A 16,760-nucleotide genomic window follows, 5' to 3' on the forward strand; every position below is an offset into this window, starting at 1 on the left:
CGAGGTCACCGGTCGTTCTCGAAGCGCCGCAGCAGCAGATCCGACCCGGGCCCGGGCACATGCATCGCCTTCTCCGACGAGAGGCAGTAGCCGGTGCGGATGACGTCCTCGTGCTCTCGCGCCAGGATCACCCGGCTGCGCAGAGGGTCGCTCGTCCAGGTCTGCGAACCGGTGAAGGCGTGGACGTACCACTGTGAGCCGATGGTGAAACGGTCGGTGGACTGCGGGGCGATGATGTCGGCCAGGTGCGAGGCATGGGTAGAACCGTCCTCCACCAAGGACACCCGCACCAGGGTGTACGGCTCGTCCACGAAGTCCTCGTCCTTCCCCTCGATCACCGACCAGCCCGTCACCACCGCCCGCCGGGGCGTGCGATCCAGCGCCGGCAGCACGCGAGCGGAGAGGAACCACAGAAACGCCAGGATCGCGGCGGTCAGGGCGGCGGCAGCGCAGACGAACAGCCGCTCGTGCGTCCCGGCAGGCGGACGGCGGAAGAAGCCGAAGACGAACCAGCCGAGCAATCCCACCAGGATGACACCGGGGAACAGCCTGAGGCTCCGCTCCTCCCGCCGCCGCCGTACGGCGCCGTACTGCTCGAACCGCTCCCCGCTCATGGTGCCCCCTCGTCCCCGCTTCCGGCGGCCTCCATTTTCGGTGGCGACCGCGCGGTCTGTCCCGCGTTCGCGTTCGGTGCCTCCTGGCCTCCGCCTGCCCGGCAGGTCACCCTAACTTCTGATGGTGGCCGTCTCGACGTGGGAAGGGCGTTGCACCGTGGCGGGTAGGAGAGGCGGCGAAGCGGCAAGAGCACGGTGCTCGCCCTGCTCGCCGGGCTGCACTCCCCGACCCGGGGGCGCGTGTTGATCGACGGTGTGGACACCGCCGGCTACGCCGCCGAGGGCGGTACGGCGCTCTCCGGCGACGAGCGCCAGCGCGTCGGCATCGCCCGCGCCCTGCTCAAGCCCGCCCCGGTGCTCCTCGTGGACAAGGCGACCAGCGCTCTCGACACCGAGAACGAGGCGGCCGTCGTGGACGCCCCGACCGCCGACCACCGTCCGAGGACCCGGGTGATCGTCACCCACCGGCCGGCCACCGTCCGCAACGCCGACCGCGTCCTGTTCCTCGAGGACGGCGCCGTGGCCGAGGAGGGCACCGTCGAGGAGCTGCTGGCGGCTCGCGGACGCTTCCACGAGTTCTGGCACCAGCAGGAGGAGAGCGCGGGATGGCGCCTACGCGCCGAGCCGCCCGCCCCCTCCGGCGAGCCCGCACACGGTCGATGACGGACCGCCGGGCCGCGGAACCGGCTCGGCCACCGGAACCGGGGGAGAGAGAACGGACGGGCCCTACTGCCCCAGCAGGGCCAGCGGTGAGCGCGGGGCCGCGGCCTCCTGCTTCTCCAGGGCGCACCGCACCGCGTAGGCAGGCCACTCCTCCCGGGCCAACTGCCGCATCTCCCGCCGGATCCGCCGGGAGTCGAGGCCGGTGTAGAGGGCGTCGGACAGCCCGGTCGCGGAGGCGAAGGCGCCCAGCAGCCGGCTGCGGCGGTCCGGGTAACCGCTCCGCACGGCCGCGTCCAGCCGGTCCCGGCTCGGGGTCGACCAGTCCAGCGGTCCGGCGGGCAGCCGGCGGGTCGAGAAGAGCCGCAGCACCCGGCGCATCTCCACCCGCACCGCGCCGCGCTCGGCCAGCCGCCGGGCGCACATCTCCTCGACGTACGGCGCCGCACCGCGCACCCAGGCCTGGACCCGTACACCCCTGGAGGCCCTGCCCCCGTCCTGCGACACGAGGCTGACGAGCACCTTGGCGAGCAGCGGATCGGCCGGGGGGCGGGGATCGGTCACCGAGATCCGGCCGCGGTGCTCCACGATCCGCCCGGAGAGCTCCAGGTCGGCGAGGGCCGCGGCGGCCAGACCGTAGGAGAGGTCCCGGGCGTCGCAGCGCGTCCTGCCGCGGGCCGGGTCGAGCGCCAGCAGGAGCAACTCCTCGGCGAGAGTGACGTCGGGCAGTTCCATATGGGCTCCGTTGTCGCTCGCTTCCGGGGTGGTGCGGAATTGTACGCGGCACGGGCCGGGGCGCAGGGGACCGGTGGGGCGGTGCGGTCGGATCCGGCCAGACACCCGACCTCGCGGCGCGACCGTCAGTCGGCCGGCGGGGCCGGGAGGATCCTGCCGGTGACCTCGCCCAGCCCGGTGCGGACTCCGCCGGGCCCCGGGGCCCAGGCGGTGATGGTGACCTCGTCACCGTCCTCCAGGAAGGTCCGGCTGCCGCTGGGCAGTTCGACCGGGTCGCGACCGTCCCAGGTCATCTCCAGCAGACAGCCGCGCTGCTCCAGCCGGGGGCCGCTGACCGTGCCGGAGGCGAAGAGGTCGCCGGTGCGCAGCGGGGCGCCGTTCACCGTCATATGGGCCAGTTGCTGGGCGGCCGTCCAGTACATACCGGCGAACGGCGGCTCGGAGACGGGGTGCCCGTTGAGCGCGACCGTGAGGCGGATGTCCAGCCCGCCCGGCTCCGCCTCCGAGTCGTCCAGGTAGGGCAGCAGCGGGTGGTCGCGCTCCGGCGGGGCGGTACGGGCGGCCTCCAACGCCTCCAGCGGGGTGATCCAGGCGGATATCGAGGTGGCGAAGGACTTGCCGAGGAACGGCCCCAGCGGCACGGTCTCCCAGGACTGGATGTCCCGCGCCGACCAGTCGTTGACCAGGCACACCCCGAAGACGTGGTCCCGGAAGGCCGACAGCGGCACCGGGGCGCCGAGGGTCGACGGGGTGCCGACGACGAAGCCCACCTCGGCCTCGATGTCGAGCTTGCGCGAGGGGCCGAACTCCGGGGCCGCCGCGCCGGGGGACCGGCGCTGGCCGCTGGGCCGGGTCACGGGGGTGCCGGAGACCACGACGCTGCCGGCCCGCCCGTGGTAGCCGATCGGCAGGTGCTTCCAGTTCGGGGTCAGCGGTGAGGGCGCCTCGGGGCGGAAGATCCGGCCGACGTTCGACGCGTGGTGCTCGCTGGCGTAGAAGTCGACGTAGTCGGCGACCTCGAAGGGCAGGTGCATCCGGACCCCGCTGACCGGGTGCAGGAACGGCTCGATCGCCGGATAGCCGAGCCAGGTGACGACGCTGGCGCGGACGGCCTCCCAGACCGGGCGTCCGGCGGCCAGCAGCGGCCCGAGCGTCGGCTTGGCGAGCACGTCGGTGTGGGCCGAGCCGAGCGCGTTGGCCGCCGTGGACAGGTCGAGGACGCGGTCGCCGTACCGCACGCCGATTCTTCGACGGCCCGGTTCGTCGACCGTGCTGAACACCCCGTAGGGGAGGTTGTGCAGGCCGAAGGGGTCGCCTGCCGGCAGGTCGAACGGGTCCTGCTGGGGCATGGAACTGCCTCGCCTTCCTGATCGCCTGAGGGGCCAGGCACAGATTACGGCTTGCCCCCCAAAGAGGTTCGGGCGCCCGGTGTGGGCGGATCGTCCGGAGAAGTGGCGAGAGTCACAGCGCTGGCCGGCGGTCGGATGGCGGCTGTCGGCCGGGTGGGTGAGCCTCGGGGCCGGGCGGCGCCCGCCGGTATGAACCGGTATAAAGCGGATCGAAACCACGGTGAGCTCCACCGAGTCCGTCAGGGGGTGCTCCGAGGGTGCTGGCACGGACAGGCGGCCACCGGGATCCCCGGCTGACCCGATACGCTGCCGGGTGGAGGCAGCGACTCTTCGAACCCCGCGGTAGTCGTCTGGAGACAGGAGAAACGCTCGTGACCGTCGTCGGGCCCTTTGGGCTGAGCGTGCGGGACCAGGCGCTGGAGGCAGACCTCCAGGCCGGGTTGGCTGCTGTCGAAGAGGGCCTGCTCGAGATCACCAAGAGCGATGTGCCGTTCATCACCGACGCCGCGCAGCACCTGGTCCGGGCCGGCGGCAAGCGGTTCCGGCCGCTGCTCGTCACCCTCGCCGCCCAGTTCGGCGACCCGCACGCCCCCGGCGTGGTGCCGGCCGCGGTGGTCGTGGAGCTCACCCACCTGGCGACGCTCTACCACGACGACGTCATGGACCAGGCGGACGTACGCCGCGGTGTGGCCAGCGCCAACGCCAACTGGGACAACTCGGTGGCGGTGCTCACCGGTGACTTCCTCTTCGCCCGGGCCTCCCACATCCTGGCCGACCTCGGGCCGGCCGCGGTGCTCATCCAGGCGGAAGCCTTCGAACGGCTGGTCACCGGGCAGATCCTGGAGACGGCCGGGCCACGCGACGGGCGCGACCCGATCGACCACTACCTCGACGTCCTCGCCGGCAAGACCGGCTCGCTGATCGCCGTCGCCGGCCGTTTCGGCGCCATGATGTCGGGCGCGGACGAGAGCGTCGTGGACATCCTCACCCAGTACAGCGAGCGGCTCGGCATCGCCTTCCAACTGGCCGACGACGTCCTCGACATCACCAGCGAGAGCCGGGAGTCCGGCAAGACCCCGGGGACCGACCTGCGCGAGGGGGTCGCCACCCTGCCGGTGCTCCACCTCCGGGCGCAGGCCCAGGCGAGCGGCTCCCCGGAGGACCTGGAACTCTGCGCCCTCCTGGACTCGGACCTCGCCGGTGACGACGAGAAGCTGGCCGAGGTGCTGCGCAGGCTGCGGGTCCACCCCGCGCTGGAACTGGCGCGGCGGGAGACCGTGCGCTACGCGGCCGAGGCCCGCGCGATGCTGGACCCGCTGCCCGAGTGCGCCGCCAAGTCGGCCCTGCAGGAACTCTGCGACGCGGTGGTGCACCGCGCGGGCTGACCCGGTTCGGGGTCCGCCTCAGGGCTGACCCTGACGGGGCTCGGGGCCGCACACGCCCTCTCGTCTTACCCGCCGGGACGCGACTCCTCCGCCGGCAGTACGACAGGTTGCACCTGTCGGTTGACGCATAAGGCCGCTGCCTTTGGTGAGATGAGAGCAGGAAGGCGGAGGTCCGGTGAGAATGGCGGCGAGGGAGTTCGCCGCCCTGGCCGGGCGTCAACCACGGAGGTAGGACGTATGTCACGCAAGCGGCCGACAGAACACGGCGAAGACTGGGACGGCGACGGCACGGGGAGCAGGCGCAGAACGGCCCGCTACGCCCTGCCGGTGGCGCTGGTGGGGGTGACCGCGGTGGCGGCGGCGCTCGTACCCGCGATGGCCAACGCGGGCAGCCCGGACCTGCCGAAGCTCTCCGCCGAGCAACTCATCACCCGGATAGCGGAGTCGGAGACCGAGCAGCTGTCCGGCACGGTCAAGGTCGACACCGATCTCGGGCTCCCCCAACTGCCGGGCATGGGCGCCGGGAGCGGCGAGGGCGGGTCCTCGGCCGAGCCGAGCGCCAAGTTGATGGAGCTGTGGTCCGGGACGCACACCCTGCGGGTCGCCGCCGACGGCCCCGATAAGCAGCGGGTCGCCATCATCGACGGAGCGCAGGAGTACAGCCTCATCCACAACGCCGACCAGGTGTGGGCCTACGACTCCGCCAGCAACAGCGTCTACCACGCCACCGCTGACGAGGGGGCCGGACCGCGGCAGCACCACCGGGAGCTGCCGGGGACGACCCCGCGCGAACTCGCCCGGCAGGCGCTCGACGCCGTGGACGAGACCACCTCGGTGACGGTCGACGGAACCGCGAGGGTCGCCGGCCGGGACGCCTACCAACTGCTGATCAAGCCCAAGCAGGGCGGCTCCACCATCGGCTCTCTGCGGATCGCCGTGGACGCCGACAAGGGCGTGCCGCTGCGGGTCACCCTCATGCCGAGTGACGGCGGCAAGCCCGCGGTGGAGGCCGGGTTCACCTCGGTGGACTTCTCCCGCCCGGACGCCAAGTCCTTCGACTTCACCCCGCCGAAGGGCGCGAAGGTCACCGAGCACGAGGACAGCGGCAAGCGGACCGGGAAGCAGCGGCCGGAGCCGGCGCTCGACGTCATCGGCGACGGATGGACCTCGGTGCTCCGGCTGGAGGCCCCCGAGCTTTCCGGCGACGTCAAGCAGCGCGAGATCCCGGCCGAAGGCGGCAAACTCCTCGACAGCCTGGGCGAGAAGGTCGACGGCAAGTTCGGCACCGGCCGGCTGCTGAAGACCCGGCTGGTCAACGCGCTGCTGACCGAGGACGGTGCCGTCTACGCCGGCGCGGTCGACAAGGAGACCCTGGTCAAGGCAGCCGACAGCGCTCGGTAGCCGGCACCGGGAACAGAGTGCCGCGTCAGGCAACGAACGCCGCTCCTTGACGGGCAAACGCTACCTGACGCGGCATTAGGAGGAGAGTTGCCGTCCAACGGCGAGTGGGTCATCGAGACCCGTGGCCTGACCAAGCGCTTCCGGGGCGGGCGGCTGGCCGTGGACCGGCTCGACCTGACGGTGGAGAGCGGCAGTGTGTTCGGCTTCCTGGGGCCCAACGGCTCCGGGAAGACGACCACCATCCGCATGCTCATGGGGCTGGTCGAGCCCACCGCGGGAACCGCGCGGGTGCTCGGCCGGCCCATGCCGGCGTCCGTGCGGCAGGTCATGCCGGAGGTCGGGGCCCTCATCGAGGGGCCGGCCCTCTACGGCTTCCTGACCGGACGGGAGAATTTGGTCCGCTATGACGCGGCCGATCCGGCCGCCGAGCCGCGGACCAGGCCAGCCCGGGTCGCCGCCGCGCTCGACAGAGTGGGGCTGGGCGCGGTGGCCGGGAAGAAGGCGCGGGCGTACTCACTGGGCATGAAGCAGCGGCTGGCCCTCGCCGCCGCCCTGCTCCGTCCTCGCCGACTGCTCGTCCTCGACGAGCCCACCAACGGTCTCGACCCCCAGGGGATGCGGGAGATCCGCACCCTGATCCGAGGGCTGGCGGCCGAGGGCACCACGGTCTTCCTCTCCTCCCACCTGCTGGACGAGATCGAGCAGGTGTGCACCCAGGCGGCGGTGATGGCCGGCGGCCGGCTCCTGGTGCAGGCGCCGGTCGCCCAGCTCTCCGCGGGGGTACGCGGGCGGCTGACCGTGACCACCCCGGATCCGGCCCGGGCCGTCCGCACCCTGCGGCGGCACGGCGTGGCGGACCTCCAGGTCGCCGAGGAGAAGGTGACCGGGGAACCGCCGGGGAACCGACCCGGCGAACAGCCGGTCGACCTGGCGGACCTCAACGCCGCCCTGGTAGAGGACGGAGTACGGGTGCGCGCCTTCGGTCTCGAACGCCCCTCGCTGGAGGACGCCTTCCTCGCGCTCACCGGGGAGGGCTTCGATGTCGCGGGCTGAAGCCACCACCGACACGGTCTCCGCTCCGCCTCCCACCGCGGAGCGGCGGAGACTCCTCCCCACCCCGGGGCTGCTCGGCAGCGAACTGGTGCTCACCTTCCGCCGCTGGCGGACCCTGGCCCTGCTCGGCGTGCTCGCCGGGGTGCCGGTCCTGGTCGGCATCGCCGTGCGGATCGAGACCGGCCAGGGCGGCCCCGTCGGGGAGGGCGCCGGGGAAGGCCCGGCCTTCATCGCCCAGGTGACCAACAACGGCCTCTTCCTCGTCTTCACCTCGCTCGCCGCGACCCTGCCGTTCTTCCTGCCCATGGCCGTCGCGGTGGTCGCGGGGGACGCGGTCGCAGGGGAGGCCGGCGCCGGGACGCTGCGCTACCTGCTGGTCGCGCCGGCCGGCCGCACCCGGCTGCTGCTCGTCAAATACGCCTCCGTCGCCGTCTTCTGCCTGGTCGGCACGGGCGTGGTGGTCCTCTCCGCACTCGCCACCGGCGCGCTGCTGTTCCCACTGGGCGACGTCACGCTGATCTCCGGGGTCACCGTCCCCTTCTCGGAGGGACTGCTCCGCACCCTGGCGGTGGCCGGCGCGGTCGCGCTCTCACTGCTGGGGCTCGCCACTCTGGGGCTGTTCGTCTCCACCCTCACCAACAGCGGCATCGCGGCGATGGCGACCACCGTGGGGCTGCTGATCACCGTGCAGATCGTGAACACCATCCCGCAACTGCACGCCATCCACCCCTACCTCTTCCCGCACTACTGGCTGAGCTTCGCCGACCTGCTGCGCGCCCCGGTCTACTGGGACGAGCTCCTCCGGAACCTCGGCCTGCAGGGTCTCTACGCCCTGGTCTTCGGCTCAGCGGCGTGGGCGCGCTTCACCACCCGCGACATCACGGTCTGAGCCCCCGGGAGGCGGGGCCGGTGCGCCGGCCTGTGCTGGGTGCTGCGTGGGTGGGTGGCGTGCGGTCGGCTGGGTGCTGGGTGGTGGCGTGTGGTCGGTGGGTGGTGCGGGGCCGTGGCCTGCGTGGGTGGGGGTGCCGTGACCGGATATTTACGGGGCTCTGCGGGCCCGTCTCCCGGGTGCGGGCCGGTTGGCCCCGCAAATATCCGGCAGCGTCTCGGCACCCCCACCCACTCCGGCCCCGCCCCCTCCCGCCGTCCACCGCCCGACCATGACTCCGCCGACCGGTGTTCTGGTCTCCGGCCGTCCGAACGGCAGTCGTCGGGTGTCCGTCGATCAGTAAGTGGAGGGGCTGTACCTCCCGCCGCCAAGCCGGTGGATCTCCTCCGACGGATACCTGGTCCGCCGGCTCCGGTGCTGGAAGTCGCGGTTGAAGCCCGAGATCAGGGCGGCGATCGGCGCGTGCCGGGCGATGATCGCTGCGGCCTCCTCGGGGATTCCTGAGGGGCGCTTGCCGTCTGCGAAGGTGCGCACCAGTGCGTAGCGGCCGTCCTGATCCTCCCTCCGGTACCCGTACACGGCGGTGACCAGCCAGTTCACCAGATACGTGGCGGTGTAGCAGCGGTCATAAGCCTGATGGCGGTCGAAGAAGTCGGCTTCGTCTCGGGACAGCTCGAAGCGGGAGGAGGTCGCGAGGCCGTAGTCCGCGAAGTAGAGCCGCCGGCCGTCGGTGAGGATGTTCTCGAAGTGCGCGTCGAAGTGCAGCAGCCCCCGCTCGTTCATGAACGAGGTTCCGGCCTCCAGGTGCTTCTCCACCATGGCGCAGGCCTGGTCGGTGGCCTCGCCGCCTGCTTGGAGCTGGGCGTCCATCCACTGGTGCAGGTTCTGCGGGATGTACTCCAGGAACAGCGCGATGCTGGCGGAGGACCGCTGGAGAGCCTCGATCCGGCGGCGTACCCGCGCCCCGCCGCCCCAGTAGGCGACGGCCCGTTCGATGTCGGCCAGTTCCTCGGGCAGGGGCGTCCGGTCGGGCAGTACCCTCCAGTGGTACATCAGGGGGAAGCCCTCGTATTCAGCCGCGAGTACCCAGTTCGTGGTCATGGTGTGCACGGCGAGTTCTCTCCAGGCCCCGAAGCCCGGCCCACCGATCGTGCCGATGCCGTACTGGCAGAAGACGGGCAGTTCGAAGAGGTTCGCCGTGGATCGGATGTGCTCAGGTCGCATCTCCAGGTCGGTGAGAGGCACCTGCTTCACGAAGACGGGGTTTCCGGCGACCTCGGTCAAGGCCGATTTCCCACCGATGCCGGACCCGATGGGATCGGCCGATTCCACCAGCTCGTGCAATGCGCGATCACTCTGTAAGGCCAAGGACGTGGAGACCGCGCCATGGGCGGTCAGCCGCGCCCCGCGCGACATGTCAGGGATCTTCACTGGGCCTTCACGTCCGTCCTGCCGAGTCGGCTTGGGGGTGTGCGTGCCCCCGCCGGCAGTAGGCATCCGGCGTGGGCGGTACCGGCGAATGATCATGCGGGCTGGGCGTGGGGCGTCGGGAGGGGACGGGGGCGGAGCGGGTGGGGGTGCCGCGACGCTGCCGTGTATTTGCGGGGCAGACCGGCCCGCAGTCGGAGAGCGGACCCGCAGGGCCCCGTAAATAGACGGTCGCGGCACCCCCACCCCGGAGCCCCCGGCACCGTCACCCACCACCGGCCCCGCACCCAGCGTCACCCACCACCGAGCCGGCGCACCAGCCCACCGACCCCGGCACGGCATACGCTGCCGAGCGTCAGCTCCCCGCCGTACGCTCCGCCCCGTCGCCCCGCTCCACCGTCACGGCCTCCGCGGTCACGCCCTCCGCGGCCACCGCCTCCGCCTCCGCCGTCACTGAGGCCTTCGCCGCGGCAGCCGCCCGCCGGACCGCCGTCCGGGCGTTGCGTGCGGTGCGGAACGCGTCCCAGGTCAGTACGGACAGCGCCAGCCAGACCAGCACGAAGCCGGCCCAGCGCTCCGGCGGCATCTCTTCGTGGAAGACCGCGAGGCCGATGACGAACTGGAAGGTGGGCGCGATGTACTGGAGCATCCCGATCGTGGAGAGCGGCAGCCGTACCGCCGCGCTCCCGAAGGCGAGCAGCGGTAGCGCGGTCGCCGTTCCGCAGCTCACCAGCAGCAGGGTGTGGCCGACCCCGGCCGTGCCGAAGGTGCTCTGGCCGCGGGCGGCGAGGTAGCCGAGGAACACCAGCGCCGGGAGGAACTGCACCGCGCTCTCGGCCGCCAGCGACTCCAGGCCGCTGAGCCCCACCTGCTTCTTGACCAGTGCGTAGACCCCGAAGGAGAAGGCGACGACGAGGGCGACCCACGGCACCCGGCCGTATGCCACGGAGAGCACCACCACGGCCAGGACGCCGATGCCGACCGCCGCCCACTGGGCGGGGCGCAGCCGTTCCCGCAGCACCAGCACTCCGAAGGCGATGCTGATCAGCGGGTTGATGAAGTAGCCGAGGGCGACCTCGACGACGTGCCCGGTGTTGACGCCCCAGATGTAGATCCCCCAGTTGAGGGAGATGACGGTGGCGGCCACGGTGATCATGGCCAGTCGTCGGGGCTCCCGCAGCAGCGGGGGGATCCACGCCCAGTGGCGCATGACGGCGAGGATCACGACGATCGTCACCAGCGACCAGACCATCCGCTGGGCCAGGATCTCCAGGGCGCCGGCGGGCTGCATCAGCGGCCAGTAGAGCGGTAGCAGCCCCCACATCCCGTAGGCCGCGAAGCCGTACACCAGACCTGTCCGGTGCTCTCTCTGCGGCTTCAAGGGGCCTCCTGGCAGGCGTGGGTACGAGGGTTCGAAGGTAACGCCGGGGGTGTCCGGCTGTCATGTCCGTCCCGCCATACGGTACTGACCGCCGCCGCGCGGTTCCGACCCGCGGGTCGGTACGGCCCGAGCGGAGCGGTGCGGCCCGGAAGAGCAGTGCGGCCCGGACCTGGTCGACAGGTCCGGGCCGCGCCGCGTCCGTGTCCGGCTCTCTCAGCCGGTCACCGTCCAGGTGTCGTTCCCGGCGAGCAGCGCGGCGAGGTCGCCCTTGCCGTTCTGCTCGACGGCCGCCTCCAACTGCTCGTTCATCAGTGTGTCGTAGACCGGCCGCTGAACGTTCCGGAAGACGCCGATGGGGGTCTGGTGGAGGGTGTCGGCGTCGGCGAGCCGGGAGAGGGCGAACGCCGTGGTGGGCGAGGCCGACCGGGCGTCGTGCACCAGGACGTTCTCGGTGCCCTCCTCGGTGACGTCGACGACCTTGAGGTCACCGGTGGCCGGGTCGCGGACGACACCCTTGCCGCCCAGGCCGTCGCCGCCGTCCTCCTCCAGGTGGGGTGCTCCGAAGCGGATCGGCTGCCCGTGCTCCAGGCGGATGACGGCTTCCTGGGCCTGCTGCTTGTCCTTGAGCACCTCGAAGGCGCCGTCGTTGAAGATGTTGCAGTTCTGGTAGATCTCCACCAGCGCGGTGCCCGGATGCGCGGCGGCCTCGCGCAGCACCGAGGTGAGGTGCTTGCGGTCGGAGTCGACGGTGCGGGCCACGAAGGACGCCTCCGCGCCCAGCGCCAGCGAGACCGGGTTGAAGGGGGTGTCCAGGGACCCCATCGGCGTCGACTTGGTGATCTTGCCGATCTCCGAGGTGGGGGAGTACTGCCCCTTGGTCAGCCCGTAGATCCGGTTGTTGAAGAGCAGGATCTTGAGGTTGACGTTGCGGCGCAGCGCGTGGATGAGGTGGTTGCCGCCGATGGAGAGGGCGTCGCCGTCCCCGGTGACCACCCAGACGCTCAGGTCGGGGCGGGAGGAGGAGAGGCCGGTGGCGATGGCCGGGGCACGACCGTGGATGGAGTGCATCCCGTAGGTGTTCATGTAGTACGGGAAGCGGGAGGAGCAGCCGATGCCGGAGACGAAGACGATGTTCTCCTTGGCCAGCCCGAGCTCCGGCATGAAGCCCTGGACGGCGGCGAGAACGGCGTAGTCACCGCAGCCCGGGCACCAGCGCACCTCCTGGTCGGACTTGAAGTCCTTCATGGTCTGCTTGGCCTCGGCCTTGGGCACCAGGGACAGTGCCTGGAAGGTCGAGGGGGTCTGCGCTGTCGTCTCAGGCATCGCTGGTCTCCTTGCTGCTCTCCTCCAGGCCTTCCCGGACCACCTGCTGGATGTGGGAGGCCAGCTGCTCGGCCTTGAACGGCATGCCGTTGACCTGGTTGAAGGAGGCGGCGTCGATCAGGTAGCGGGCCCGCAGCAGGGTCGCGAGCTGGCCCAGGTTCATCTCCGGGACGATCACCTTGTCGTAGCGCCGCAGCAGCTCGCCCAGGTTGCCCGGGAAGGGGTTGAGGTGGCGCAGATGGATCTGGGCCACCTGGTCGCCGGCGGCGCGGACGCGCCGCACCGCGGCGGTGATCGGCCCGTAGGTGGAGCCCCAGCCGACGACCAGCACCCTGGCCTCGCCGCCGGGATCGTCGACGGTGAGGTCGGGGACCGAGACCCCGTCCACCTTGGCCTGCCGGGTGCGGACCATGTGGTCGTGGTTGGCCGGGTCGTACGAGATGTTGCCGGTGCCGTCCTGCTTCTCGATGCCGCCGATCCGGTGTTCCAACCCGGCGGTGCCCGGTACCGCCCAGGGTCGGGCGAGGGTCCGGGGGTCCCGCTTGTAGGGGTGGAAGACCTCGGTGCCGTCGGTCAGCTGGTGGTTGGGGCCGTGGGCGAACTGCACCCGCAGGTCCGGCAGGTCCTCCTGCTTGGGGATGCGCCAGGGCTCCGAGCCGTTGGCCAGGTAGCCGTCGCTGAGCAGGAAGACCGGGGTGCGGTAGGTCAGCGCGATCCGGGCCGCGTCCAGGGCGGCGTCGAAGCAGTCGGCCGGAGTGGCCGGCGCCACCACCGGCACCGGGGCCTCACCGTTGCGGCCGTACATGGCCTGGAGCAGGTCGGCCTGCTCGGTCTTGGTGGGGAGTCCGGTGGAGGGGCCGCCGCGCTGGATGTCGACGATCAGCAGCGGCAGCTCCAGTGAGACCGCAAGACCGATGGTCTCGGACTTCAGCGCCACCCCCGGGCCGGAGGTGGTGGTCACACCGAGCGCGCCGCCGAAGGCCGCGCCCAGCGCGGCGCCGATGCCGGCGATCTCGTCCTCGGCCTGGAAGGTGCGCACGCCGAAGTTCTTGTGCCGGGAGAGCTCGTGCAGGATGTCCGAGGCCGGGGTGATCGGGTAGGAGCCCAGGTAGAGGGGCAGGTCGGCCTGCTGGCCGGCGGCGATCAGCCCGTAGGCGAGGGCGAGGTTGCCGGAGATGTTCCGGTAGGTGCCGGGCGGGAAGGCTGCGGTCGCCGGGGCCACCTGGTAGGAGGCGGCGAAGTCCTCGGTCGTCTCGCCGAAGTTCCAGCCCGCCCGGAAGGCGGCCACGTTCGCCTCGGCGATGTCGGGCTTCTTCGCGAACTTCTGGCGGAGGAACTTCTCGGTGGCCTCGGTCGGCCGGTGGTACATCCAGGAGAGCAGGCCGAGGGCGAACATGTTCTTGCTCCGCTCGGCCTCCTTCCGGGAGAGGTCGAAGGATTTCAGCGCTTCGAGGGTGAGGGTGGTCAGCGGTACCGGGTGCAGTTGGTACGCCGCCAGGGAGTCGTCCTCGAGCGGGTTGCCGGTGTAGCCGACCTTGGCCATGGCGCGCTTGGTGAACTCGTCGGTGTTGACGATGATCTCCGCACCCCGGGGGACGTCGCCCAGGTTGGCCTTGAGCGCGGCCGGGTTCATCGCCACCAGCACGTCGGGGGCGTCGCCGGGGGTGAGGATGTCGTGGTCGGCGAAGTGCAGCTGGAAGCTGGAGACGCCGGGCAGGGTGCCTGCCGGGGCGCGGATCTCCGCGGGGAAGTTCGGCAGCGTCGAGAGGTCGTTGCCGAAGGAGGCCGTCTCCGAAGTGAACCGGTCGCCGGTCAGCTGCATACCGTCACCCGAGTCCCCGGCGAAGCGGATGATCACCCGTTCCCGCCGCCGGACCTCCTTGCCCGGCTTGCGCTGCTCCCTGACAGCTGCCCCGGTGTCCTGCTCATCTGGGCTACTGACCTGGCTGGTCACTGGAATGGACCTCCTCTGAGGTGGCGACTGTGGCGGTTCCCCGGATCGGAGGCCGGAGTCCCCCGTACGGTGCGCCGGGGCGGCGGGCGTCAACCGGTCGTCCCGACCGCCACTCTACGTCGGTAAGGGTCGCCTTCCTGGCCAGGGTCACATACTGGACCCGGCGGTGAGACGCCAGTCTCCGGTGATTCATCAGGTGTACCTCCCATTTGGGCGATAAGACCTGGAATGCTCTCGGGGTGTCTCTCCCCTTCGTGGGCGCCGTCGCAGCCGGCCGGCTACCTGGAGGGGGCGGCGCGGGGAGCCGGGGTCCACGTCAGGAGTCCAGGTAGGTGAGGACCGCCAGCACCCGGCGGTGGTCCGCATCGCTCTGGGAGAGGCCGAGCTTCAGGAAGATGTTGCTGATGTGCTTCTCGACCGCCCCGTTGCTGACCACCAGCTGCCCGGCGATCGCCGAGTTGGTGCGCCCCTCGGCCATCAGCTCCAGCACCTCGCGCTCCCGGGGGGTGAGCCGGGCCAGTACGTCCTGCCGCCGACTGCGGCCGAGCAGCTGCGCGACCACCTCCGGGTCCAGCGCCGTCCCGCCGCCGGCCACCCTGACCACCGCGTCGACGAACTCGCGGACGTCGGCCACCCGGTCCTTCAGCAGGTAGCCGACGCCCCGGCTGTTGCCGGCCAGCAGTTCGGTGGCGTACTGCTCCTCCACGTACTGCGACAGCACCAGCACACCCAGCCCCGGGTACCCCTGGCGCAGTCTCACCGCGGCCCGCACCCCTTCGTCGGTGTGGGTCGGGGGCATCCGCACGTCGGCCACCACGACGTCCGGCAGCTCCCCCCGGCCGGCCAGCTCGGCGACCACGCGGATCAGCTCCTCGCCGTCCCCGACACCGGCGACGACCTCATGGCCCCGGTCGGTGAGCAGCCGTACCAGGCCCTCCCTGAGCAGCACCGAATCCTCGGCGATGACCACTCGAACGCTGTTTCCCACCCGGTTCCCCTCAGAAGCTGTTGTCCGACCCCGGTTCGGATCAGGTCGAGAGTCTGGCGCCGTCGAATCCAAGGAGGAGGGAGTCGACGCGGAGCGTCGGCGACCGACGGCAACGCCGGAGTCGGCGGTGCCAGACACCTCGGGCCCGGGGTTGGACAACAGCTTCTCAGAGTCGCCCCGTGCTGCTCCGCCCCGTGGCTGGGGCCGCGGCGGAGGCCAGCACCTCAGCAATCCGAGGGGTCTCGCGGTGGTTAGTCGGCTTGGTGGGGGCGCCAGGGGAGTTCGGCGGTGATGGTGGTGCCGTTGTGGGGTGGTGAGGTGATGGTGAGGAGTCCGTCGACGGCGTCGAGGCGTTCGGCGAGGCCGGCGAGTCCGGAGTTGGGGGTGGGGGTGGCGCCGCCTTTGCCGTTGTCGGTGACTTGGAGCATGAGGCGGTTGTGGGTTTGCCAGATGTCGATGGTGGCGTGGGTGGCTTGGGCGTGTTTGCTGATGTTTTGGAGGAGTTCTGAGGTGGTGAAGTAGGTGATGCCTTCGATGGCGGGTGCGGGGCGGGTGGGGAGGTCGACGGTGACGGTGACGGGGGTGGTGCAGCGGGCTGCGAGGGCGGAGAGGGCTGGGCCGAGTCCGCGGTCGGTGAGGATGGCGGGGTGGATGCCGCGGGCGAGGTCGCGGAGTTCTTGGAGGGCGACTTTTACTTCGTTGTGGGCTTCGTCGACCATGTGGGCGGCGGCTTCGGGGTCTTCGAGGAGTTTCTCCTTGGCGAGGCCGAGTTCCATGGCGAGGGCGACGAGGCGGGCTTGGGCTCCGTCGTGGAGGTCGCGTTCGATGCGGCGGAGGTCGGCGGCGGCGGTGTCGACGACGGTGCCCCGATCCGACTCCAGCTCCCAGACCCGGCTGGCCAGTCGCGAGGGGCCCAACAGGCCGCTCACCATCGCCCGGTCCACGTGGGCCGACGCCCGGATCAGTGCGGAGCCGACCAGCACCAGCAGCAGTCCGAGCGCGCTGGCCAGACCGATCTCGGCGGGGGTGTCCAGGTAGACGTCGTGGCCGCGGCCGTCCGCGTACAGCTGCAGTCCCGGCTGGCCGAGGAACTCCGGGTGGATCCAGTGCCAGAGCGGGTAGAGCAGCATCGACCAGCCGGCGGACCAGACGGCCGTCGAGAGGGCGAAGGCGAACACCGCCCAGGGGAAGTGCACCACGGCGTAGAGCAGCTGCCGCCAGGAGGACCCGTCCTTGAGCAGGGCGCCGGTCCAGGCGAGAAGGCCCGGCTTCGGCGGCCGGATCGGCCGCGGTGAGCCGACGTCGAGCCGGAGCAGCGCCCGCGCCCGGGCCCGCTCCACGGCGCCGAGCCCACGGCAGCCGGCGAGCCCGGCGGCCAGCACCGGCACGCCGAGGAAGGTGATGAGCAGCCCCAGTCCCAGGGCGCTCATGGTGACGGCGAAGGTGAACATCAGGATCGCCATCGGCAGGTTCAGCAACAGGTGGAGGTACTCCCGCCAGGTGCGGGCCTGGAAGGGGGCGCGCAGCGCGGCCGGCACCGGGCCGGGGCGGGGCTGTGGTCCGTCGGGGTCGTGCGGGCCGGTCATCGGCGTCGTCCGTT

At 71.4% G+C, this 16,760-nt stretch carries 14 protein-coding genes; 5 read left to right on the top strand and 9 right to left on the bottom strand.

Annotated elements, in window-relative coordinates:
* Positions 1-5: 5 nt before the first annotated feature.
* On the bottom strand, positions 6-614 hold the full coding sequence (locus tag BGP73_RS12770; RefSeq protein ID WP_069814453.1) for a hypothetical protein: 609 nt from the start codon (positions 612-614) through the stop codon (positions 6-8).
* A 195-nt stretch (positions 615-809) separates the two neighbouring features.
* Between BGP73_RS12770 and BGP73_RS12775 the strand changes: the two genes are divergently transcribed.
* Complete coding sequence (locus tag BGP73_RS12775) at positions 810-1,277, top strand: hypothetical protein (protein ID WP_069814454.1); 468 nt, start codon at positions 810-812, stop codon at positions 1,275-1,277.
* Between the two features lie 63 nt (positions 1,278-1,340).
* On the opposite strand, the gene BGP73_RS12780 is transcribed toward BGP73_RS12775, so the two are convergent.
* Both BGP73_RS12780 and fahA read right to left on the bottom strand, forming a co-directional pair.
* Complete coding sequence (locus BGP73_RS12780; protein WP_069814455.1) at positions 1,341-2,009, bottom strand: GOLPH3/VPS74 family protein; 669 nt, start codon at positions 2,007-2,009, stop codon at positions 1,341-1,343.
* 125 nt (positions 2,010-2,134) lie between these two features.
* Positions 2,135-3,358 (bottom strand): fumarylacetoacetase, encoded by a 1,224-nt coding sequence (gene fahA / locus BGP73_RS12785; RefSeq protein ID WP_069814456.1) that lies wholly within the window; start codon positions 3,356-3,358, stop codon positions 2,135-2,137.
* Between the two features lie 371 nt (positions 3,359-3,729).
* Between fahA and BGP73_RS12790 the strand changes: the two genes are divergently transcribed.
* From BGP73_RS12790 to BGP73_RS12805, 4 genes are all read left to right on the top strand, one after another.
* Positions 3,730-4,743: a polyprenyl synthetase family protein gene (locus BGP73_RS12790; protein ID WP_069814457.1), complete on the top strand. Its 1,014-nt coding sequence runs from the start codon at positions 3,730-3,732 to the stop codon at positions 4,741-4,743.
* Positions 4,744-4,980: 237 nt separating this feature from the next.
* Positions 4,981-6,144 carry a LolA family protein gene (locus BGP73_RS12795; protein WP_069814458.1) on the top strand — a complete coding sequence of 388 codons (1,164 nt, stop codon included), beginning with the start codon at positions 4,981-4,983 and terminating at the stop codon, positions 6,142-6,144.
* 87 nt (positions 6,145-6,231) lie between these two features.
* Positions 6,232-7,197, top strand: a complete 966-nt coding sequence (locus tag BGP73_RS12800) for an ABC transporter ATP-binding protein (protein ID WP_069814459.1) — start codon at positions 6,232-6,234, stop codon at positions 7,195-7,197.
* Positions 7,184-8,086, top strand: a complete 903-nt coding sequence (locus BGP73_RS12805; protein WP_069814460.1) for an ABC transporter permease — start codon at positions 7,184-7,186, stop codon at positions 8,084-8,086. Before BGP73_RS12800 ends, BGP73_RS12805 begins: the two co-directional genes overlap by 14 nt.
* Positions 8,087-8,422: 336 nt before the next feature.
* On the opposite strand, the gene BGP73_RS12810 is transcribed toward BGP73_RS12805, so the two are convergent.
* The 6 genes from BGP73_RS12810 to BGP73_RS12835 form a co-directional block, all read right to left on the bottom strand.
* Complete coding sequence (locus BGP73_RS12810; RefSeq protein WP_069814461.1) at positions 8,423-9,502, bottom strand: serine/threonine-protein kinase; 1,080 nt, start codon at positions 9,500-9,502, stop codon at positions 8,423-8,425.
* Between the two features lie 367 nt (positions 9,503-9,869).
* Positions 9,870-10,895, bottom strand: a complete 1,026-nt coding sequence (gene rarD / locus BGP73_RS12815) for an EamA family transporter RarD (RefSeq protein WP_069814462.1) — start codon at positions 10,893-10,895, stop codon at positions 9,870-9,872.
* 213 nt (positions 10,896-11,108) lie between these two features.
* Positions 11,109-12,218: a 2-oxoacid:ferredoxin oxidoreductase subunit beta gene (locus BGP73_RS12820; RefSeq protein WP_069814463.1), complete on the bottom strand. Its 1,110-nt coding sequence runs from the start codon at positions 12,216-12,218 to the stop codon at positions 11,109-11,111.
* Positions 12,211-14,172 (bottom strand): 2-oxoacid:acceptor oxidoreductase subunit alpha, encoded by a 1,962-nt coding sequence (locus BGP73_RS12825; protein WP_069814464.1) that lies wholly within the window; start codon positions 14,170-14,172, stop codon positions 12,211-12,213. Before BGP73_RS12825 ends, BGP73_RS12820 begins: the two co-directional genes overlap by 8 nt.
* Before the next feature lie 316 nt (positions 14,173-14,488).
* Positions 14,489-15,160 carry a response regulator transcription factor gene (locus BGP73_RS12830; protein ID WP_079127485.1) on the bottom strand — a complete coding sequence of 224 codons (672 nt, stop codon included), beginning with the start codon at positions 15,158-15,160 and terminating at the stop codon, positions 14,489-14,491.
* Between the two features lie 251 nt (positions 15,161-15,411).
* The gene (locus BGP73_RS12835) at positions 15,412-16,746 is read right to left on the bottom strand and encodes a sensor histidine kinase (protein WP_069814466.1); all 1,335 of its coding nucleotides are present in this window, start codon (positions 16,744-16,746) and stop codon (positions 15,412-15,414) included.
* Between the last annotated feature and the right edge of the window lie 14 nt (positions 16,747-16,760).

The organism is Streptomyces sp. TP-A0874 (assembly GCF_001748085.1).
Lineage (GTDB): Bacteria > Actinomycetota > Actinomycetes > Streptomycetales > Streptomycetaceae > Streptomyces.